16 protein-coding genes are annotated in these 21,718 nt (G+C 35.1%); 6 read left to right on the forward strand and 10 right to left on the reverse strand.

Features of this window, described 5'->3' with window-relative positions:
- Positions 1-159: 159 nt before the first annotated feature.
- From lgt to ACHRV5_RS12015, 6 genes are all read right to left on the reverse strand, one after another.
- Positions 160-1,092, reverse strand: a complete 933-nt coding sequence (gene lgt / locus ACHRV5_RS11990) for a prolipoprotein diacylglyceryl transferase (protein ID WP_230005041.1) — start codon at positions 1,090-1,092, stop codon at positions 160-162.
- 65 nt (positions 1,093-1,157) lie between these two features.
- On the reverse strand, positions 1,158-1,397 hold the full coding sequence (yidD, locus tag ACHRV5_RS11995) for a membrane protein insertion efficiency factor YidD (RefSeq protein ID WP_047775542.1): 240 nt from the start codon (positions 1,395-1,397) through the stop codon (positions 1,158-1,160).
- Between the two features lie 21 nt (positions 1,398-1,418).
- Positions 1,419-2,894, reverse strand: a complete 1,476-nt coding sequence (gene cysS / locus ACHRV5_RS12000) for a cysteine--tRNA ligase (protein WP_395426912.1) — start codon at positions 2,892-2,894, stop codon at positions 1,419-1,421.
- Positions 2,895-2,977: 83 nt separating this feature from the next.
- Complete coding sequence (locus ACHRV5_RS12005) at positions 2,978-3,325, reverse strand: four helix bundle protein (protein ID WP_395426913.1); 348 nt, start codon at positions 3,323-3,325, stop codon at positions 2,978-2,980.
- 71 nt (positions 3,326-3,396) lie between these two features.
- Entirely contained in the window at positions 3,397-4,068 is a 672-nt protein-coding gene (folE, locus tag ACHRV5_RS12010) for a GTP cyclohydrolase I FolE (RefSeq protein ID WP_047775547.1), read from the reverse strand.
- Positions 4,069-4,273: 205 nt separating this feature from the next.
- A complete protein-coding gene (locus ACHRV5_RS12015; RefSeq protein WP_395426914.1) occupies positions 4,274-5,473 on the reverse strand; it encodes a pyridoxal phosphate-dependent aminotransferase in 1,200 nt (399 codons plus the stop codon).
- Positions 5,474-5,596: 123 nt separating this feature from the next.
- Between ACHRV5_RS12015 and ACHRV5_RS12020 the strand changes: the two genes are divergently transcribed.
- The 5 genes from ACHRV5_RS12020 (at position 5,597) to ACHRV5_RS12040 (ending at position 13,424) form a co-directional block, all read left to right on the forward strand.
- On the forward strand, positions 5,597-6,922 hold the full coding sequence (locus ACHRV5_RS12020) for a PDZ domain-containing protein (RefSeq protein ID WP_047775550.1): 1,326 nt from the start codon (positions 5,597-5,599) through the stop codon (positions 6,920-6,922).
- 139 nt (positions 6,923-7,061) lie between these two features.
- Entirely contained in the window at positions 7,062-9,692 is a 2,631-nt protein-coding gene (locus ACHRV5_RS12025; protein ID WP_395426915.1) for a gliding motility-associated C-terminal domain-containing protein, read from the forward strand.
- Positions 9,693-9,724: 32 nt separating this feature from the next.
- On the forward strand, positions 9,725-10,660 hold the full coding sequence (locus tag ACHRV5_RS12030; RefSeq protein ID WP_395426916.1) for a type IX secretion system membrane protein PorP/SprF: 936 nt from the start codon (positions 9,725-9,727) through the stop codon (positions 10,658-10,660).
- A gap of 10 nt (positions 10,661-10,670) precedes the next feature.
- Positions 10,671-12,797, forward strand: a complete 2,127-nt coding sequence (locus ACHRV5_RS12035; RefSeq protein WP_395426917.1) for an OmpA family protein — start codon at positions 10,671-10,673, stop codon at positions 12,795-12,797.
- Positions 12,798-12,935: 138 nt separating this feature from the next.
- Positions 12,936-13,424: a hypothetical protein gene (locus tag ACHRV5_RS12040; RefSeq protein WP_395426918.1), complete on the forward strand. Its 489-nt coding sequence runs from the start codon at positions 12,936-12,938 to the stop codon at positions 13,422-13,424.
- 82 nt (positions 13,425-13,506) lie between these two features.
- On the opposite strand, the gene ACHRV5_RS12045 is transcribed toward ACHRV5_RS12040, so the two are convergent.
- A complete protein-coding gene (locus tag ACHRV5_RS12045; protein ID WP_230005050.1) occupies positions 13,507-13,887 on the reverse strand; it encodes a DUF1573 domain-containing protein in 381 nt (126 codons plus the stop codon).
- A 232-nt stretch (positions 13,888-14,119) separates the two neighbouring features.
- Here ACHRV5_RS12045 and ACHRV5_RS12050 point away from each other — a divergent pair, with 232 nt between their 5' ends.
- Positions 14,120-16,753, forward strand: coding sequence for a valine--tRNA ligase (locus ACHRV5_RS12050; RefSeq protein WP_395426919.1), 2,634 nt, complete (start codon positions 14,120-14,122; stop codon positions 16,751-16,753).
- Positions 16,754-16,843: 90 nt separating this feature from the next.
- Here ACHRV5_RS12050 and ACHRV5_RS12055 read toward each other — a convergent pair whose 3' ends face one another.
- The 3 genes from ACHRV5_RS12055 to ACHRV5_RS12065 form a co-directional block, all read right to left on the reverse strand.
- Entirely contained in the window at positions 16,844-18,163 is a 1,320-nt protein-coding gene (locus ACHRV5_RS12055; RefSeq protein ID WP_395426920.1) for an APC family permease, read from the reverse strand.
- Between the two features lie 201 nt (positions 18,164-18,364).
- Positions 18,365-20,683 carry a TonB-dependent siderophore receptor gene (locus tag ACHRV5_RS12060; RefSeq protein WP_395426921.1) on the reverse strand — a complete coding sequence of 773 codons (2,319 nt, stop codon included), beginning with the start codon at positions 20,681-20,683 and terminating at the stop codon, positions 18,365-18,367.
- A 293-nt stretch (positions 20,684-20,976) separates the two neighbouring features.
- A complete protein-coding gene (locus ACHRV5_RS12065; RefSeq protein ID WP_230005054.1) occupies positions 20,977-21,702 on the reverse strand; it encodes a DUF4198 domain-containing protein in 726 nt (241 codons plus the stop codon).
- Positions 21,703-21,718 lie beyond the last annotated feature (16 nt).

Genomic DNA, 21,718 nt, shown 5'->3' on the forward strand with positions numbered 1-21,718 from the left:
TTTCGGTAAGTATCGCAAAGTAAATCTAAAATGAACTTACATTGCTTATATGGTTTAAATATTTTCCAGCTTTTGCCCCTGAACCTATAAACACAAAAAAAGCGAGGCTGTTTCATTTGTATTGAAACAGCCTCGCTTGTATTTTTGACTTTATTGTAATTAAGAAGTCGCTAAAGGATTTCTTTGTGCTCTGATAATAAAGTATAGTCCAACAATAATAAATGGAATACTTAGCCATTGTCCTGTTGAGAACAGACCAAGTTCTTCTTCGATTCCGCCTTGGCTTTCTTTTACATACTCGACAACAAAGCGAACCGCAAATAACAATACTAAAAATAGTCCAAACAGATAACCTGATTTAAGTCTTGCATTTGTTTTCCAGTACAAGAAAAATAAGATTGCAAACACAAAAATATAACAAAAGCCTTCATATAATTGTGTCGGGTGTTTTGCTGGTACTTGTGCTAACAAATCGGCAAATTTTGGATCTGCTACGATAGCATTATAAGCTTCTTTAGGGTTTTGTATACTGGTCGCATTTACAGCTTCTGCTTTGCTGAATTGATCGTGAAGAAAACGAATTCCAAATGGAGAAGTAGTTTCGTGTCCGATGATTTCAGAATTGAAAAAATTTCCTAAACGAACAAAAATAGCACCACTGGCAACCGGTATTACAACTCGGTCTAAGATCCATAATAAAGGACGTTTTAAAACTACTTTGCTGAAATAATACATGGCCACAATGATGGCAATTGCTGCGCCGTGACTTGCTAATCCCTGGAATCCTGTAAATTCAAACTTTGGTTCAAATCTAAAAGGCAGAAAGATTTCAAGTAAATGATTTCTAAAATATTCCCAATCATAAAATAAAACATGACCTAAACGTGCACCGATTAAAGTAGCTAAAACAGTCCATACAAATAAAGAGTCTAATTTGTCGATTGGTTCGTTTTCGCGTTCGAAAATCTTTTTCATTAAGTACCATCCTAGTCCAAAAGCGATTACGAACATTAAACTGTAATAACGAATCATAAAAAATCCTAAGTCGATTCCTTCTGAAGGATTCCAAATGATGTTTAAGGCATGTGTCATATGTTGAATTGTTTTTTTGTGTTGTAAAAATAAATATTTATAACAGAGTAAGTCTTTATTAAAAGTTAATGTTTGTGCAAACATTTCTTTTCGGGAACAGGATCGTAACCGGTTTTTCCCCAGGGATGACAACTCAAAATACGTTTAATTCCGAGGTAACCACCATAAAATAATCCATGCATCTGCAGCGCCTGTATCATATAACTGGAACAGGTTGGCTCAAATCTGCAACTTGCCGGTGTAAAGGGCGAAATGGCATTTTGATAAAAACGCACTAATAAAACAAATGGAGTGATTACTTTCATGGTTTATTAGAAATTGAATGTTTACAAGGAAAAACTGGTACCTTCTTTTCCGTCTTTTAACTGAATACCAAGTTCAATTAACTGGTCACGAATCTGGTCAGAAAGAGCAAAGTTTTTATCTGCTCTGGCCTGATTTCTCATTCCGATAAGCATATTTACAACACCGTCTAATTTCTCATTATTACCTTCTGCTTTTTCGTCAATCAAACCTAAAACATCAAATACAAAAGCATTGATGGCAGCGGTAAAGATTGCTAAATCCTCTTTAGAAATAGTTTCTTTTCCTTCTTTTAATAAGTTGATGTAACGAACGGCTTCAAATAGTTGTGCGATTAAGATAGGTGTGTTAAAATCATCATTCATGGCATCATAACACAACTGTTTCCAAGATGTAATATCTATAGAACTTGTTTTGCTTGAAGTGATTGCCGGTAAAGCGTTAACGGCTTCCATTAATCTTTTGTACCCTTTTTCTGCGGCAACAATAGCATCGTCAGAGAAATCCAAAATACTTCTGTAATGTGCCTGTAACATAAAGAAACGGGTCACAGAAGCCGAAAAGGCTTTGCTTAGAATATTGTTGTCTCCACTTAGTATTTCACCCGGTAAAATGTTATTTCCGGTTGATTTCGCCATTTTTTTACCATTTAGGGTAAGCATGTTGGCATGCATCCAGTAATTAACCGGAGAGTGACCCGTGCAAGCCTCATTTTGTGCGATTTCACATTCGTGGTGCGGGAATTTTAAATCCATTCCACCTCCGTGAATATCAAAATGATTACCCAAGTATTTGGTGCTCATGGCTGTACATTCAAGATGCCAGCCAGGGAAACCATCACTCCATGGAGACGGCCATCTCATAACATGTTCCGGTTCTGCTTTTTTCCAAAGCGCAAAATCCTGAGGGTTTCTTTTGTCAGACTGCCCGTCAAGATCACGTGTATTAGCAAGCATATCTTCGATGTTTCTGCCGCTTAATATGCCGTAATTTTTGGTTTCGTTATATTTAACAACATCAAAATAAACCGATCCGTTAGATTCGTATCCGATTCCGGTATCGATAATTTTTTTGATGACTTCAATTTGCTCAATAAGGTGTCCTGTAGCAGTTGGTTCAATGCTTGGCGGCAGAAAGTTAAATGATCTTAAAATATCATGAAAATCTACTGTATAGCGTTGTACAATTTCCATTGGTTCAACTTGCTCTAAACGTGCTTTTTTGGCAATTTTATCTTCACCTTCATCCACATCATCCACAATATGTCCAACATCGGTAATGTTTCTTACGTAGCGCACTTTGTATTCCAGATGTGAAAAATATCTGAAAATAATATCAAAAGACATAAAGGTTCTAACATTGCCCAAATGTACATTGCTATAAACCGTAGGTCCGCAAACATACATTCCAACATTTCCTATATGAATAGGGTTGAAACTTTCTTTTTCACCCGAAAGTGAGTTGTATATTTTTAGAGGTTGACTTGTGTATAGTGGCATAATGTTATTTTGTTTAATCGTTTAACTGTTAAAGTGTTATTTTGTTTAATGCGGATTGGTCAATTTTATTCTTTTGAAAGATACTATTTTTTTAGATTATTTATCTGATTGCAAATTTTTTCAAGTTTTTCGCGGCATCGAATATATTCCTCTTCCGAAACGTAACCTAAATCTTTTGAAAGAATCAAATGATTTAAAGTTTCCATTGCTGATGCGTATGAAATTGTCAAAAAACGAGCTTTCTCTTTATTTGTATCTCTTGATGTTCCTTCTGGAATGTTGGTTGTGATTGACGAAGTACTTCTTTTTATTTGAGATGTAATTCTAAATAATTCATTTGATGGAAATTTACTAGTTAATTTGTAAAGATCCAAAGTAAAAAATCTTGAGTTTTGCCAAACTTCTAACTTTTCAAATGAAAAAACGTACATTGGTTTTGGTTTAGTCGTTTAATTGTTGATTTGTTTAATTGGTTAAACAGTTAAACAAATCAACGATTAACCTAGAATTGAGTTTCTAATTTTATGTAATCAAGAAATTCTCTTTTGGTTTGTGGATCTTTGAATTTTCCACCAAATTCTGAGGTTACAGTACTGCTTTCGATATCTTTGATTCCTCTTGAATTAACGCAAAGGTGTTTGGCATCGATCACGCAGGCAACATCTTCTGTACCAAGAGCTTTTTGTAATTCCTGAACAATCTGCATGGTTAGACGCTCCTGAACCTGAGGTCTTTTGGCATAATACTCAACAATTCGGTTCATTTTAGATAAACCAATAACTCTTCCGCTCGAAATATAAGCAACATGAGCTCTTCCGATGATTGGTAATAAATGGTGTTCGCAGGTAGAATAAACGGTAATGTTTTTTTCAACTAACATTTCACCGTATTTGTAATTATTATCAAAAGTAGAAGCTTTTGGTTGTTTGGAAGGATTAAGACCACCAAAAATTTCTTTTACAAACATCTTAGCAACTCGGTTTGGAGTACCTTTTATGCTGTCGTCCGTCAAATCCATTCCAAGCGTTTGCAGAATGTTTTCGACATCTTTTTTTATTTTTTCTATTTTTTCATCGTCACTTAAGTCAAAAGCGTCCTTTCTAAGAGGGTTTTGCGCATTACTGCTAAAGTGATTGTCACCCATTTCGTCTAAAAAATCTTCGTTATTTATCATTAAAAACTACTATTATATGTGGTAAATCTTTTTAAGGCGGTAAAGATAATTAATAAAAAGCAAACCTTTTCTATCGTTTTTATTATTTAGTGCCTACTTTTTGGATATCGTTTAAATTAAAACCAAAGAGCGCTTTATTTAAAATACAAAAGACAATAACTTTAAGCTGTTATTGTCTTTTGCGATTGATGTTATTGGAGTGGTATTATTTTCTACTGTTATAAACTAAAAGAGCTTCTTTAAGAACATTTACGGCACTAACTAAGTCTTTTTTGTTCAGGACATAGGCAATTCTAACCTGATTCAGTCCCATTCCGGGAGTAGAATAAAAACCTGCGGCAGGAGCGACCATTACGGTTTCTCCATTCAAATCATAACTTTCCAAAAGCCATTGTGCAAAATCATCGGCATTGTCAATTGGTAATTGAGCAATACAATAAAAAGCACCTTTAGGTTTGGTTACAATTACGCCTTCTATTTTATTTAATTCAGTAATCAAAGTATCACGACGCTCTTTGTATTCCGAAATAACTTCGTCAAAATAACTCTGAGGGGTGTCTATAGCGGCTTCACAAGCAATTTGTTCGATAGTCGGAGGGCTTAGTCTTGCTTGAGCAAATTTCATTACGGTTGCCAAAACTTCTTTGTTTTTGGTAACCAGACAGCCAATTCTAGCGCCACACATACTGTAACGTTTAGAAACAGAATCGACCATAATTACATTTTGTTGTACGTCATCTAAATTCATTACCGAGTAATGAACATCATCTGTATCGTACAGAAATTCACGATAAACCTCGTCGGCAATTAAGTATAAGTCGTATTTTTTAATCAAACCGGCCAGTTGTTTAATTTCTGATTCGGAGTATAGGTATCCTGTTGGATTCCCCGGATTACAGATTAAGATGGCTTTTGTTTTTGGTGTGATTAATTTTTCAACTGTTTCAATGCTTGGCAATGCAAATGCCGTTTCGATAGTCGAAATAACAGGAACCACAGTAGCACTGGTTGATGATGCAAAGGCATGATAATTTGCATAAAAAGGTTCCGGAATGATAATCTCATCTCCCGGATCTGTTATGGTGGCCAGCGCAAACAATAAGGCTTCAGAACCACCGGTAGTGATAATGATATCTTCAGAGTTGACATTTACATTTTGGCGTTGGTAAAACTGTGCTAGTTTTTTTCTATAACTTTCATAGCCGGCAGACGGGCTGTATTCTATAATAGTTAAGTCAATATTTTTTACCGCCTGGATGGCTACTTCGGGTGTCTTGATATCCGGTTGACCAATGTTTAAATGATACACTTTATGTCCTTTTTGCTTTGCAATATCTGCATAAGGAGCAAGTTTACGTATCGGTGATTCGGGCATGTTGATGCCTTTTTGCGAAATTGTTGGCATGAGCTATTTGTATTGAAGTGCAAATTTGCATTTTTTTTTCGAATTTAAGGTAAACATTATAGGTACTTATGAAAATGTAACAATTATGAATATATTTACTAAATTTATACTAAAATATTATAAATGAAAAAATATATAGTGTTGTTTTTTGGGCTTTTAACACCTTTTCTATTAAATGCTCAAAATGATTTTATGATAGAAAACCAGCGCTCGAAGGTTACTATCCCTTTTAAATTGATCAACAATCTTATTTTTATTCCTATAAAGGTAAATGGAGTAGAATTAAATTTTCTACTGGATTCCGGTGTAGAAGAAACCATCTTGTTTAGTATGGACGAAAGACAAGAAGTTCATTTTAATAATGTTGAAAAAATAAAACTGAGAGGATTAGGAGGTGACGAAGAAATTGAAGGGTTGAAATCTACCAACAACGTCTTAGAAACCCATGGCTTGAAATCTATAAATCAATTGCTTTATATTATTCTCGATCAGGAATTTAATTTGTCTTCACATATCGGAATTCCCGTAAATGGAATTATTGGCTATAAATTTTTTAAAAATAATTTAGTTGAAATTAATTATCAAAAAAAGAAAGTTACTATACATCTTAATAATGAAAAGACCAGAAAGAGACTTGAGAAAAAATTTGAAACAATTCCAATAACAATTGAAAGGTCCAAACCTTATATACAATCAACGGCTGTTGTTGACGGTGTGGATATTCCTGCTAAACTGCTTATTGATATTGGCAACAGTGATGCTTTTTGGGTTTTTGAAAATGATAAAATAAAATTGCCAACAAAAAACTTTCCTGATTTTTTAGGAAAAGGCTTCAGTGGGGACATTGAGGGACACAGGGCAAAAATTTCAAAATTTTCGATCGCGGACTTTGAGTTTAAAAATCCAATTGTTTCTTTTCCCGATTCAACATCAGTTCGGAATGTAAAAATGGTTCCCGGGCGTATTGGTTCTCTTGGGGGTGAAGTTTTAAAAAGATTTACAGTGGTGTTAGACTATGCAGATCAAAAGCTGTTTCTGAAAAAAAACAGCAAATTTTCGGAACCGTTCACTTATAATAAAAGCGGTATTACAGTTCAACACAATGGTTTGCAATGGGTACAGGAGACTGTTCACTTAGAAACGGTGCAAGTTACATCATCTCTGGGTGAGATGGAAGCAAATGCAAGAAAAGGAAATGATTTTAGGTACAAATTTAGTTTAAAGCCCGTTTTTGAAATCGTAAACATCCGCAAGTTTTCGGCTGCTGAAAAATGCGGTTTGATGAAAGGAGATATTATTGTGAGTATCAATAGTGTATTGCCATACAAATATTCGCTTCAACAAATAAATGCGCTTTTAAAATCGGAAGATGATATTTGGATTACTTTAGAAGTAGAGCGAAATAGTTTGATTTTGAAATTCAGATTTAAGCTTGAAGACGAATTGTAGGTCGTTTGTCGATAAAGTAGGTTTATTAGGGGTTAAGGAATGTTAATCTTTTCAATTTTAAGTTAAAATTAACAAGAAAATTTTGTTTTTTATTTACGAGGGATTAATATTTTCATATGTTTGTCTAAAAATAGAATCTATGTTCAAAAATCACATCAAATTCTTATATTTTATATTGTTTTTTGTCTTTTTCTCGTTTATGCCTTCTTCAGTTTTTGCACAATGTGCCGGGAATGATGGTAATCTTACGGTATGTGATATTCCTAATCCTGCTAATCAATCGATTAATTTATATGCAGCATTGGGAGGAACACCAACAGCGGGAGGAGTATGGTCAGATGACGATGAGACAGGGGGATTAAATGCGACAACAGGAGTTTTAAATGTACATCTTATTCGCCAAAGCGGAATTTACCATTATACGTATACAGTTAATGGCGGGGCTGGCTGTACAGATAATTCGGCCACAGTAACGGTAACCATTGGTGGTTATTCGGGGATTACCTCAAATTCAACACAGTGTAGCGCAACCGGCAGTTTTAATCTTTTTGAAGCCTTTAATGGTCTCTTTTTAGGACCACAGTATAATGGACAATGGTTCGATAACACGACCAATAAAAATGTTGATTCTTCAATTAATATTACTGATTTTGAAGGAGATTATAAATTTACTTATACAATGCCCGCCATTGGTAGCTGTCCAGCTGTGTCTTCATCGGCTGTTATAACCGTTGTCAGGGCACCGAAATCAGGAGAACCAATACGTTTGTCTTTGTGTGCAAGTGATGGTTTGTCTGCTTATACCAATTTTGATCTTTATACACTGCTAAAAGATCAGGATGCAGGTGGAACTTGGAGTGACAGTAACCGTATAAATACAGGGGAATTAACTTTTTCAGGCGACCATTTTGTAGATATGGAAAAGATATACGACCGATTTGGGGAAGGATATTTTTACTTTACCTATAGGGTTTTATCTCCAAAACCAATTTGCGATCCAGAAGAAACAATCGTATGGTTTAGGCTTGAAAAAAAGCTTGATTTTACAGGAGCTACTCTTACAGTTAATACGGATATCTGTGAAACGGAGATTGCAACGGCAAATTATTCCGTTACGATAAGAAAAGGAAACGCCGTTATTCCCAATGGAAGCTATTTTGTACAATATAAGGTGTCAGGGCCAAATGGAGGAGCGGTAGAGGTAATAGCAAATTTTACTAATGGAGTTCTTATATTTCCATTAGATTCAAAGTTTTTTCAACAGGTAGGAAGTTTTAACGTAAGTATTCAGGATATTTTTGCATTTAATAGTTCCAGAAAATGTACCAATATTATCAATAATTTATCCGATGACTTAGTCGTATATGCGATACCGGATTTAAGTGATGCCAAAATTACACCAATTACAACTTGTCAGAACGAGAGTGCAACAGTGCAGATTTCTGATGCCATAAAAATTACAGATGGAACCTATGATCTTGTTTATAATTTAGCGGGAGCCAATACGGCCACCGGACAAATAGCAAGAGCTACATTTACGGCTGGCAATGCGAGTTTTTCGCTTCCGGCTATTTTAAATTCCAATGCGGGTACTGCGGTATTAACGATTACAAATATCAGTCATGTGATTTCTCAATGTGCCAATACTGCTAATTTGAGTGGTGATATTTTGATAAATCCATTACCAGCTACAGCAACAGTAAGAATGCAAATTAAAGACGTTTGTTTTGGAGAGCCTGTTTCTGTTCAAGTTAGTGGACTAGGAACTTTAACAGATATTTCATTATCGTATACTGTAGCAGATAACACCACTTCTACACCGTTAACCGTTAGTTTGCCTGTATCGGGTGGCAATGCAAGTTTTGTACTTCCTTCCGGTCCCGCGACAAATCCGGGAACCTATACTGTTTCGATTACGAGACTGACTAATAATATAACAGGTTGTGGTACCAATATAACCAATTTGTCAGATGTTTTTTTGATAAATGCGATTCCTGTTGCTCCATCGGCAAATCCTCAGTCTTTTTGTAAAGCAGACGGTGCGACAATTGCCAACTTACAACCCAATGGAGCTCCATATAAATGGTATATTTCTGAAACAGCAACGACACCACTTGCCGCAACATACATTCTGAAATCAGAGAATTATTATGTAAGGGAAACTTCCAGTGCCGGTTGTACATCAGAACCAACTATGATTGCGGTTACGATAAATGATTCAGCAGCTCCGGTGTTAAATTCAGAGGGAGCAGGTTTTTGCGGACTAGATAGGCCTACGATTGCAGATTTGACTAATCGAACCAATTCACCCTTATCGGTCGTTTGGTATGACGCTCGTGTCAATGGAAATGTAGTACCATCAACTACGCCATTGGTTGAAAATGGACATTATTTTGGGTTCGATTTTGAAAGTACAACAGGTTGTATTTCGGAGAATAGTCTTGAAGTTGTTGTATTTTTAACAAAATGTGATTCTTTAGAAAATGTTTTTATCCCTGATGGATTTTCGCCTAATGGAGATGGTGTAAATGATTCTTTTGTAATTCAGGACATCGACTTTTTGTATCCGAGTTACACACTTCAGATTTTCAACAGATATGGAAACGAAATGTATAAAGGATTTAAGAATAAACCGGGTTGGGACGGATTAAATTATGAAGCCAGTGGCATTAGCAGCGGAATAGCACCGAACGGCGTTTATTTTTACGTGCTCTATTTTAATAAAGGAAACAAACCACCAAAACAAGGACGTCTTTATTTAAACAGATAATTGATTTTTGCGTTCTTTAATATGATTTTCAAATGAAAAAAATAATACTTTTTATAAGTTTCCTCTTTTATATAACCTCAGTTTCAGCACAGCAAGATCCGGAGTATACGCATTATATGTATAATATGAGTGTCGTAAACCCCGCATATGCAACGGGTACACCTGCCATGTTGAATGTTGGTGGTTTGTACAGAACACAATGGGTTGGAGCTATCGGTGCACCAAAAACATTTACCTTTTTTGGACATACAGCCGTGAGTGATAAAGTCGAAGTAGGAATGTCGCTGATCTCTGATGATATTGGAGATGGCGCTAAAAAAGAAAATAATTTTTATGCTGATTTTGCCTATGTCTTAAATTTAGGTGGGAAAAATAAACTTTCACTTGGATTAAAAGCCGGATTTACGTCCTTGCAAACCAATTTTAACGGTTTCTTATTGCAAAGCGGAAATGCCAATACTGATTTGGCTTTTGCTCAAGACGTTAATGTATCCAAACCTAATATAGGAGTAGGTGCTTATTATTTCAGAGATAATTTATATGTAGGAATATCGTCCCCTGGTTTATTGAAGACTAAACATATTGAAGAAAGGTCCGGAATAAATGCTTTTGGATCCGAGAATGTTCATACTTTTTTAACGGCCGGATATGTTTTTCAAATGAATGACATGTTAAAATTAAAGCCAGCCTTTATGTCAAGATTTGTTAAAGGAGCTCCGATTGCTTTAGATCTATCGTTAAACGTTTTATACAATGAAAAGTTTGAGTTAGGAGCAGCTTACCGATTAGATGATGCAGTGAGTATTTTGGCAAACATAAATATTACACCAACCCTTAGAGTGGGTTATGCTTACGACTACACGCTTTCTAATTTAGGACAGTTTAATTCAGGTAGCCATGAAATTATGCTGCTTTTTGATTTGGACTTATTAGGAAAAGGGTTTGATAAATCACCAAGATTCTTTTAAAATGAAAAATATGAAAAAACTACTCGTTATTATATTCGTATTTTCAATACAGTTTATAAAGGCCCAGGATCAGGATTTGGTAAGAGCCAAACGTTTTTTTGATAAAACGTATTACAGTGAAGCTATCGTATTATACGGAAAACTAGCGGTGGATAAACCGTCTCAGGAGGTGATTAAAAACTTGGCAGATTCTTATTATTTCACCAATGATCTGATAAAAGCGCAGCGTTATTATAGACTTTTAATAAACAGCTACAATAAAGATTTAGACAGAGAATATTATTACCGATACGCACAAACTTTAAAAGCCAGTAACAGTGACGATCAGGCTAATGCTGCGCTAAGAGAATATTATGCCAAATCAGCCAATGCAGAAGAGGCCGTTTATTTTGAGAAAGAATTAAAAGAACTGGAAAATGTCTCTGCCATCGGGAATCGATTTGAGATTAAAAATTTAGCAATAAACACCCCTAATTCCGAGTTTGGCGCGGTAGAGTACAAAGATAATTTGGTTTTTGCCGGGGTTAAATTAAATCCGGGTCTGTTTGATAAAAAGTTTAAATGGGACAATGAAACCTATTTAAATTTAGTTGCAGTACAAACAAAAAACAGTAATTCCAAAGAGGCAGTGTTACAATATTTTGCAGATGAATTAAAAACCGGAATGCACGAATCGAATGCCGTTTTTACAAAAGACGGCAAAACCATTTATTTTACCCGTAACAATTCAAAAAACGGAAAGAAAAGAAAAAACGAACAGAAAATTTCGAATCTTCAAATTTTTAAAGCTGAATTAGTTGAGGGAAAATGGACAAACGTAACGGCACTTCCGTTTAACAGTCCGAATTATTCCGTTGAACATCCTGCTTTAAGTGCGGATGAAAAAGTGCTGTATTTTTCTTCAGATATGCCCGGAACATTGGGGTCTTTTGATATTTTTTCGGTGAATATCAATAAAGGAGCATTTGATACTCCAAAAAACCTCGGACCTGTTGTTAACACCAACAAAAGAGAACAGTTTCCTTTTGTTTCGGAAGATAATAAGCTCTATTTTTCTTCGGACGGTCATTTAGGATATGGATCACTGGATGTTTTTGTTTCAGAAATTAGTGGAAATGACTATTCAAAACCGGTAAATATTGGTTTGCCTTTGAACTCTAATTTAGATGATTTTTCTTTTACGATTTCAGGAACTAAAGAAGGTTATTTTGCATCAAACAGAGAAGGAGGAAAGGGGAGTGACGATATTTATCAATTTACCGAAACTAAAGAATTAATTGTAGAAGATTGTAAACAGTTTATTGCAGGAATCATTACTGATTTTGATACAAAACAGGTATTAGAAAATGCAACGGTAATGTTACAAGATTCAGAGAAAAAAACAATAAGTACAGCTACTACTGCCGCAGATGGAAAGTTTAGTTTTACGGTTGGCTGTGAAAGCTCGTTTATCGTTCTGGCATTCAAAGAAAAATACACCAACGAATCAAGAGCGGTAACATCGGGGAAAACCAGAAATACCAGTAATGATGCTTCGATGACGCTCCGATCCATAGAAGCTATTAAATTAGAAGAACAACAAATAGCCGAAAATAAAAGAAAAGAAGAACAACGACTTGCGGAACAGAAAAAAGAGAAAGAAGCATTGGCAGTTATCGCTTTAAAAGAAGCAGAGAAAAAAGCAAAAGCGGAGGAAATAGCAGCAGCAGAAATTAAGAAAAAGGAAAAAGAGGACCAGATTTTAAAACAGGAAAAAGATGTTGTAAAAGAAAAGGACCGATTGCTTATAAAAACCGATCCGATTTATTTTGATTATAATATGTGGTACATTCGTAAAGAGTCCAAAGTAGTTTTGGGCAGAGTTGTCGCCCTGATGAAAAAATATCCGGAGATGGTTATTGAGATAGGTTCCCATACAGATTCGCGAGGAAATGCTAAATTTAATGAAGAATTATCTCAGAAAAGAGCTTCTTCGACCAGAGAATTTTTATTAGAATCCGGAATTGAGCCTAAGAGAGTACTTGCTAAAGGTTATGGAGAATCAATCCCAATTGTAAAATGCAAAACCGATGATTCCTGCACAGAAGAGCAGCACGAATTAAACAGACGAAGCGAATTTGTGATTAAGAATTTATAATTTAGTTTCTTATTTGATTGAAAATCAATGCGGTTTCTTAAATCGGGTTAATTCAATTGAGATTTAATTTAGAAATCTTTTTTTTGGAACGTTTTTTATTTAATTTTATAAAATAACCATGAAATTAAATATTTAACTATGAGAAATCTAGCCTTATCCTGCCTGCTTTTAACCTGTATTGGATTCCAAAGCTGTAAAAATGATGAAAAGTGGAAAGCAATTGAAGCTGCCAAAACTGAAGCTAAAAAAGTTGTAAGTGTTCAATGTTACAAAGCAATATACGAAAAGGATACTATTGACTTAAAGTTGAATACTTTGAAAGATGGTAAAATAACGGGTAACATGGTAATGAAGGTTGCTCAGGCAGCAGAGAAGATTGGCGATATCAAAGGAGAATTTCATGGAGATACCTTATTTGTAGATTATACGTTTAGTGACAAGACCAACAAGAATACCAAATTCAAAAATCCGATGGCTCTTTTAAAACGAGACAAACAGCTTATTTTAGGAAATGGAACAATGCAGACTACTATGGGCGTAACTTATTTGGTAAAAGATAAACCTATCGATTTTGATAACGTTAAATACAAATTTACAACTGTAGACTGTGTGGAAGAGTCAAAGTAGCTATTTAAATAAAAAAAAGCAGAAAAAAAGCCGTTTCTCAATTTAAGAAACGGCTTTTACTATTTTTTAGCTTTTAATTTTTTTATAAAACTTCTCCCTTAATTTTTAGGGCGACTCTACCATCAGGGTAATTTACGGCATTAGTTTCAACAGTGATTGTTTTACGAATCGGGCCGGCAGCCATGTTATATTTTACATCAATTTTTCCTTTTTTACCGGGTAAAATTGCTGCGGCTGGTTTGGTAACAATAATGGAGCTAACTGTAGATTCAGCGCCGGTAATCAATAGTGGTGCATCTCCCGTATTGGTGAATTCAAAAGAGCGGAGTCCATTATCACCTTTAGAAATTTTTCCATAATCAATTGTGTTGTCCGAGGCTGCAAATTCAATTTTTGGGCCGTTTTGCGTATAACCAATTGTGGTAAACAATGCGATTACGATAAAAGTGGCTACATTTTTCATTTTGAAATTATTTTTGAGTTGTAAGTAAATATACTTTCTTTTAATTAATACACAAATTATTATTTCGCTTTTTATAGTGTACTTAATTATTTACTTTTGCTGTCAATAATAAATACAAAAATTAAACCAAAGTCTAAAAGTTTACAGGCCAATGTGTTTATTGGTTATTTTAGAGCCAAAAAAACAAGCAGGACCAATGAGTAATAAACAGAAATAACATATCCAATATACAATGACAATTCCAGCACAATTTGACGCTAAAACGATCGAGAATAAATGGTATGATTACTGGATGAAAAATAATTATTTTCATTCAGAACCAGATCATAGAACGCCTTATACAATTGTAATTCCGCCGCCAAACGTCACAGGAGTCTTGCATATGGGGCATATGCTGAACAATACCATTCAGGATGTATTAATCAGAAGAGCGCGTCTTAAAGGATTCAATGCTTGTTGGGTTCCCGGAACGGATCACGCATCGATTGCTACAGAAGCAAAGGTTGTAGCTAAATTGAAAGCAGAAGGAATCAATAAAAATGATTTAACACGTGAAGAGTTTTTAGCTCACGCCTGGGAATGGACAGATAAATATGGTGGGGTAATCTTAGATCAGCTTAAAAAATTAGGTGCTTCCTGCGATTGGGAACGTACCAAGTTTACTATGGATCCCGATATGTCTGCATCTGTAATTCGTTCTTTTGTTGATTTGTACAACAAAGGATTAATCTACAGAGGATACCGGATGGTAAACTGGGATCCGGAAGCCAAAACTACTTTGTCTGACGAGGAAGTAATTTACGAAGAACAACAAGGGAAATTATTTTTCTTAAACTATAAAATTGAAGGATCAGAAGATTTCTTAACGATCGCGACAACCCGTCCGGAAACTATTTTTGGAGATACTGCTATTTGTATCAATCCAAATGATGAACGTTTCACCCATTTAAAAGGTAAAAACGCCATCGTTCCAATTTGCGGAAGAGTAATTCCTATTATTGAAGACGAGTATGTAGATGTTGAGTTCGGAACAGGTTGTTTAAAAGTTACTCCTGCGCACGATATGAACGATAAAACTTTAGGAGAGAAACACAACCTTGAAATCGTTGATATTTTTAATGAAGATGCTACATTAAACAGTTTCGGATTACATTATCAAGGTAAGGATCGTTTTGTTGTTCGTACTGAAATCGCAAAAGAACTGGAAGAAATCGGAGCTTTGGCAAAAACCGAAATCCATTTAAATAAAGTAGGAACTTCTGAAAGAACCAAAGCGGTAATCGAACCAAGATTATCAGACCAATGGTTTTTGAAAATGGAAGATTTAGTAAAACCGGCAATTCAATCTGTTTTGGTTGATGGTGATATTAAATTACACCCAAAACGTTTCGAAAACACTTACGCACATTGGTTAAACAATATTCGCGATTGGAATATCTCTCGTCAATTATGGTGGGGACAACAAATCCCGGCATACTATTACGGAGACGAAAAAGAAGATTTCGTAGTAGCAGAAACTATCGAAGAAGCTTTAGCATTAGCAAAAGAGAAAACATCAAACTTGAAACTTGAAACAAAAGATCTAAGGCAAGATGTTGATGCTTTAGATACCTGGTTCTCTTCCTGGCTTTGGCCAATGTCTGTTTTTGGCGGAATAATGGATCCCGAAAGTGAAGATTATAAATATTATTACCCAACAAATGATTTGGTAACCGGTCCGGATATTTTGTTTTTCTGGGTAGCGAGAATGATTATTGCAGGTTACGAATATGCTGGCGAAAAACCATTTACCAATGTGTATTTAACCGGTTTAGTACGTGACAAACAACGTCGTAAGATGTCTAAATCATTAGGAAATTCTCCTGATCCTTTAGATTTAATCGACACATTTGGTGCTGATGGTGTTCGTGTGGGATTGCTTTTAAGTGCTTCTGCCGGAAACGATATTATGTTTGATGAAGAATTATGTAATCAAGGAAAAGCATTCTCTAACAAGATTTGGAATGCCTTTAAATTGATAAAAGGATGGGAAGTTTCAGAAACGATTCCACAACCGGAATCATCAAAAGTAGCGATCGAGTGGTATGCAGCAAAATTGCAGCAAACTTTAGTTGATATTGAAGATAACTTTGAGAAATACAGAATTTCTGATTCTCTAATGGCCATTTACAAATTGGTTTGGGATGATTTCTGTTCTTGGTTCCTTGAAATGATTAAACCGGCGTACCAACAACCAATCGATAAAAAGACGTTTGACAGCGCTATCGAAATGTTAGAAAGTAACTTAAAGTTGCTTCATCCGTTTATGCCTTTCCTTACCGAGGAAATCTGGCATTTAATTGCTGAAAGAACGTCGGAAGAAGCTTTAATTGTTTCGACTTGGCCGGAATTGAAGCCATTTGATGCAAAATTAATTGCTGATTTTGAAAATGCAATGGAAGTAATCTCCGGAATCAGAACGATTCGTAAAGACAAGAACATTCCGTTTAAAGATGCTATTGAATTGAAAGCGGTAAACAACGATAACGCTTCTACTTATTTTGATACTGTAATAACAAAATTAGGAAATATCACGGCATTAGAATATGTTTCTGATAAAGTAGACGGAGCTTTGTCTTTCCGTGTAAAATCAAACGAATACTTTATTCCGATTACAGGAAATATTGATGTAGAAGCTGAAATTGCAAAATTGAATGCAGAGTTAGTTTATACGCAAGGTTTCTTAAAATCGGTTCAATCTAAGTTAGCAAACGAAAAATTTGTTGCCGGTGCACCGGAAAAAGTTCTGGCTAACGAAAGACAAAAAGAAGCCGATGCCTTAGCAAAAATTGCTACAATCGAGCAGAGTTTAGCCGGTTTGAAATAACAAAGAGGTTAACTGGTTTGAAGTAATAATTAGATTTTATTTTAAATATACAAACCCGACAGGTTGAAAAAACCTGTCGGGTTTATTTTTTTATTTATTTTTTATTCGATTTAAAATCAAAAACAAAGGATAAGAAATTAAGGTGATAACCACAATAATTCCAAAACTTTTCGGATCACTGTATATAAAACCAATTAGTAACGCCAGTGAAGTAATAATAGCAATAATAGTAGACCAAGGATACCAAAAGGAGTGGTAAGGTCTTGGCAAATCAGGTTCTTTTGCTCTAAGTTTCAATAGCGAAAGATAGGCTAGTCCCCAAACAATAATAGAGGTAAAGGCTGCAAACGAAAATAAGGCTTCGAAAGAACCAATACAGATTAAAATTAAGCTGAACAAAGAAGAAACTAATAGCGCTACAATTGGAGTTCCGCCTTTATTAACATTTGTTCCTTTTTCAACAAAAAAACCATCCCTGCTTAGTCCGTATAAGATTCTTGGCGGAATCATCATAAAGGCATTTAGAATACTGATTAATGAAAAAATAGAAATAACGGTAACGATGATAGCGCCGTTTTTTCCGAAAATAATGTTCGCTACATCTGCGGCAGCCAAATTAGATTTTGCTAAAGTCTCGACCGGTAGTACATGGAAAAAAGCAACATTCAATAAAACATAAATGGCAATTACCAATAACACGCCACTGTATAGCGAACGCGGAATGTCTTTACCCGGATTGTCATTTTCCTCTGCAAAAAAGCAAACTCCATTCCAGCCATTATAAGTTCCGATGATCAATTGGAGTGATTTGAAAAAACCAAGCAGAAGTCCCATCTGAAAAAACGAATTGTCTTTTGGAATAGCAGGCAATTTTACTCCCGAATACATAAAACAAGCAACCAATAAACAGACGAAACAAATCACTTTTATAAAACTTGTGATTTGCTGTATGGCACTTCCGTTTTTTACACCGCTTAAATGCAGCAGTACAAAGGCGAGTAATAACGAAATTGCAATCGCGGTAGAATAACTGGCCAGATCGGGAAATAAAATAATGATATATTCGCTGATTACGATACAGTAAAAAGCAGGTGGGATTACATTAGTAATATAGTCAAACCAACCCGATAAAAAACCGGCATATTCCCCAAATGCTCTTTTGATATAATTGTAGGAACCTCCCGCTTTTGGAAGCATGGTGGCCAGTTCGGCATAAGAGTTTGCTCCTAAAAGCACATACAATCCGCCAATGAGCCACGAAATAATAATAAGCCAGTAATTGTCCAGTAAGGAAGCGATTGTACCGGGAGTTCGTAAAATTCCGACTCCAATGGTTCCCCCAATTAAGACGGCAATATTAAAACTTAATCCTAAGCTTTTTTTTAATTGGTTTTTTTTGGAATCTATCATTTGTAATGGTTTTGTTTGGTGAGCAAAAGTAGTTATAATAAAAAAACTTTGTTTTGTTAAAGCTAAAAACCTCGTCTAAGACTAAACGAGGTTTTGGTTTTTTTTAAATGTATTAATTGCTATAAAAGACCAAAGCCTTTTCTGTTTCTCGAGATCGAGTACAGAAAAAGCTTTGGAAGTTAAAAAACTAATTCAAAAAATTTAGAACTTATATTTAAGGCTTGTCATAATCTGACGAGGTGCGATTGGGTTTACGCTGTAATTTTCGTGAACTGTATAATTCAATTCGTTTGTAACATTAGATAATTTACATAAGATAGAGAATTTTCTCCACTCATAACCGGCAGATACATCAATAGTAGTATATGCTTCTAAAGGAATATCACGATCTCTAATGGTTATCTTGTATGTTTTCGGGTTTGTTACAGGTGTTTTATTCTCTGTCCATAAATAATCATCATTCCATCCGCCTAAACGATTCCCGATGTAGTTTCCGATAGCTCCGAATGAAAGACCTTTAAACATTCCGTCATTTAGTTTGTAGAAGAAGCTTAAATTAGCTGTAGTCTGTGGCGTTCTTGCTACACGATCCCCTTCAACAAAACTTCCGTTTGTTCCTGAAGTGTTGGTGTAACGCATGTCATTGTAACTGTAACCGGCATTTACAGAAAGACCTTCTACTGGCGTTGCTGTAACATCAATTTCAACACCTTTACTTCTTGTTCCCCCACCTAATACTTTTAATTGTGAATTTACATTAAGAGCTCCGTTTGCGTCAAATTCTGCTGTTTGCGCCAGGTTACTGTTGGTGATTTGGTAAACGGTAACGTTTGTAGTCAACATTCCTTGTAAGAAGTCCATTTTAATCCCTGTTTCGTATTGGTCAATAATAGAAGGGGCGATTGGTTTTGAGTCAACAGTTGTTCCGGTATTTGGTGTAAACGAGCTTGAGTAGCTACCAAATAAAGAGATTTCTTTTATTGGTTGGTAGATTAATCCCACTTTTGGAGAAAAAGCATTGTCTAATTTTTTAGGAGCAACAACAGCTGTCGCGTTTTCAGGAGCTACAACTTGAGCCGTTTTAGCAGCATTTAATATTTCTGAATAAGTACTAACTTCTGTTTCCTGCCAAGACCAACGAAGACCAGCCAGTACTTTGAATTTTTCCGTAATCGAAACTAAATCTTGAAAATAAACCCCAAAACGATTAGTGTCAGTTTTGCTTATTGCAGTTGCTCTGTCTGTAGTAGGGATATCTTTTCTTTGAGTATTAGGATCAAACGTAAATAAGTTTATGGTGTCGTACAATGTTGGTCCATATACAGGTAGTCCATTTTTTGTACCTGTTTGAACATATTTTTCATCAAATGTATAGGTATAAGCGGTCGCGAAAGAGTTTTCCCAATCGACACCCGTATATAATTGGTGTTTTACCGATCCGGTATAGAAATTTCCTTGTAAACTCAATTGGTCTCCAAGTATTTGCTCTAAGTTTTTAGTTTTTGACAAACCTCTATTCCAATCACCAGGAGTTGCATAGGTTTCTAAGCCAGATAATTGAGCTGTTGACAATTGAGCTCTATCGTAACTTTGGAAAGAACTATTGAAATTAAGTTTCCAGTTTTTATTAAAATCATGGTTCAATAAAACCGAAGCACTGGCTGATTTGGTAGTACCATTAGACCAAAGAGATCCGTAAAAAGCATTACGAGGTAAATCAAGGATTTCTTTTCCTATAATTCCTGTTCCGAAATCAGGAGTCCAATCTGCTGTCAGGTAATCTCCCTGAACAGTAATTTGTGTTTTTGGATTGATTACAAAAAGTAAAGACGGATTGATGTACAAACGCTCGTTTTTCACAACATCTCTGAAACTTTCTGAGTTTTCGTAAGAACCGTTTATTCTAAAAGCAACCGATTTACTAAGTGGACCATAAAAATCAAAAGAAGGCTTGTAGAAAGCATAACTTCCCATTTGCATGGAGATTTCACCACCTGCTTTAAATAATGGAGTTTTAGTAACCAGGTTCAAGATTCCACCCGGAGCTACATTTCCGAATAATAGTGCAGAACCCCCTTTAAGAAATTCCACTTTATCTAAACCTGAAACATCAGGAATAGAACCCGAGTTGTAACGGAATCCATTTTTAAACATATTATTGGCAGACATATCATATCCTCTTGAGAAGAAAGATTCTTGCGCGCCACCACGAGCAGAGCTCACATAAACACCATTGGCATTTTTTATAACGTCACTCAAACGAATGGCTTGTTGTTGTTCGATTACTTCAGAACCGATCACTTGTATGCTTTGTGGATTGTCCATTGGTTTTAAACCCGAACGAACTGCGGTAACTGGTTTAGGCTCTCTGTTAGTTGTAATGATAACGCTTTTAAGCTCTTCACCTTTTCTTTTTTTAACAGTATCGTTTATCGAACTACCACTATCATTGTTTGTATATTGCTGACCATAAGAGGTTAAGCTTAGAATGGATAATCCGAAGAGTAGAATATATTTCATTGGTAACTTATTTAGAATAAATAAAAATAATTTTGCGCAAAAGTAGGCTTGGACTTTCGTTATTAAAACTTATTTGTCTTAAGGTTGTCTTAAGATAGTCTTAGGATTTATTAACGTTATTCTTATTTTATTTTAATCTATGGCAGTATTGAACAAGGAATTGCTTGTAAATAAAAAACGAGACCTATTTTTTAAGTAGGTCTCGTTTTTAAGGAAAATGAATATTTAATCGAGCTAGTAATTCATTGAACTTTTGTAAGTATTTGAATTAGAGCTATTCGTATTTGTTGTTTTTATTTTACTGTAATTTGGTAAGTAGCCATTTTCCAGATTTCATTGTATTTTTTACCATTATGCTCACCTTCTGCTTTATCAGTGTGTGCATATTCTACCATGTAATTTCCTGACCAGATCGGAGTGAATGAAAACTCTCCTTTGTCATTCGTCCAAAGCTCTTTTTCCCAACCGTTTGGAGCAATTACTTTAATTTTGGTCTCTTTTGCAATAGCACCATCAAATAAAGCAAGTCCTGCTATTTTGGTATCTTTTTTAGCAACATCGGCATTTTCAGAAAATACACTAATTGTATTTTTGTTTGCTGTAGCAGTATTTCCGGCAGTTTTGTTTCCAACTACTACTGTTGCGCTTGAATTGTAATCTAATTTCATTGTACCATAAACATCTTTTACGGTATGGTGCATCACAACGGTATAAACACCGTCTTCATCTGGAGTAAAAAAGGCTTGGTATCTATTGTCTAAAGCTTTTGCCGTTAACTTAGTTTCTTTTTTTGATGGACTGATCAATACCAAAGAGAAATCTTTTAAATCAGAAAACCATTTATCTGCTTTTGTAATATCGTTTTCAGAGAATTCTCCAAAGTAAATTGAAATTTCCTGTGCTTTTCCTTTTGTTCCGGTAGCTTTAGTATCAATCCAAAGTGCGTGAGCAAATAATTGAGGGGCAGCAACGAACATTAAAAATAAAAATGTTATTGTTTTTAAAGTGTTTGATTTCATAATAGATTAGGATTAA

It is taken from the genome of Flavobacterium sp. FlaQc-52 (assembly GCF_044007495.1).
Taxonomy (GTDB): domain Bacteria; phylum Bacteroidota; class Bacteroidia; order Flavobacteriales; family Flavobacteriaceae; genus Flavobacterium; species Flavobacterium cupriresistens.

What these genes read in the sequence shown, in the direction of transcription:
- ACHRV5_RS12055 (WP_395426920.1), bottom strand. Translation starts at nt 18,163, where the DNA reads ATGATAGATTCCAAAAAAAACCAATTAAAAAAAAGCTTAGGATTAAGT.
- ACHRV5_RS12045 (WP_230005050.1), bottom strand. Translation starts at nt 13,887, where the DNA reads ATGAAAAATGTAGCCACTTTTATCGTAATCGCATTGTTTACCACAATT.
- ACHRV5_RS12035 (WP_395426917.1), top strand. Translation starts at nt 10,671, where the DNA reads ATGAAAAAACTACTCGTTATTATATTCGTATTTTCAATACAGTTTATA.
- ACHRV5_RS12005 (WP_395426913.1), bottom strand. Translation starts at nt 3,325, where the DNA reads ATGTACGTTTTTTCATTTGAAAAGTTAGAAGTTTGGCAAAACTCAAGA.
- ACHRV5_RS12030 (WP_395426916.1), top strand. Translation starts at nt 9,725, where the DNA reads ATGAAAAAAATAATACTTTTTATAAGTTTCCTCTTTTATATAACCTCA.
- ACHRV5_RS12015 (WP_395426914.1), bottom strand. Translation starts at nt 5,473, where the DNA reads ATGCCAACAATTTCGCAAAAAGGCATCAACATGCCCGAATCACCGATA.
- ACHRV5_RS12020 (WP_047775550.1), top strand. Translation starts at nt 5,597, where the DNA reads ATGAAAAAATATATAGTGTTGTTTTTTGGGCTTTTAACACCTTTTCTA.
- folE (WP_047775547.1), bottom strand. Translation starts at nt 4,068, where the DNA reads ATGATAAATAACGAAGATTTTTTAGACGAAATGGGTGACAATCACTTT.
- yidD (WP_047775542.1), bottom strand. Translation starts at nt 1,397, where the DNA reads ATGAAAGTAATCACTCCATTTGTTTTATTAGTGCGTTTTTATCAAAAT.
- ACHRV5_RS12050 (WP_395426919.1), top strand. Translation starts at nt 14,120, where the DNA reads ATGACAATTCCAGCACAATTTGACGCTAAAACGATCGAGAATAAATGG.
- lgt (WP_230005041.1), bottom strand. Translation starts at nt 1,092, where the DNA reads ATGACACATGCCTTAAACATCATTTGGAATCCTTCAGAAGGAATCGAC.
- ACHRV5_RS12025 (WP_395426915.1), top strand. Translation starts at nt 7,062, where the DNA reads ATGTTCAAAAATCACATCAAATTCTTATATTTTATATTGTTTTTTGTC.
- ACHRV5_RS12065 (WP_230005054.1), bottom strand. Translation starts at nt 21,702, where the DNA reads ATGAAATCAAACACTTTAAAAACAATAACATTTTTATTTTTAATGTTC.
- ACHRV5_RS12040 (WP_395426918.1), top strand. Translation starts at nt 12,936, where the DNA reads ATGAGAAATCTAGCCTTATCCTGCCTGCTTTTAACCTGTATTGGATTC.
- cysS (WP_395426912.1), bottom strand. Translation starts at nt 2,894, where the DNA reads ATGCCACTATACACAAGTCAACCTCTAAAAATATACAACTCACTTTCG.
- ACHRV5_RS12060 (WP_395426921.1), bottom strand. Translation starts at nt 20,683, where the DNA reads ATGAAATATATTCTACTCTTCGGATTATCCATTCTAAGCTTAACCTCT.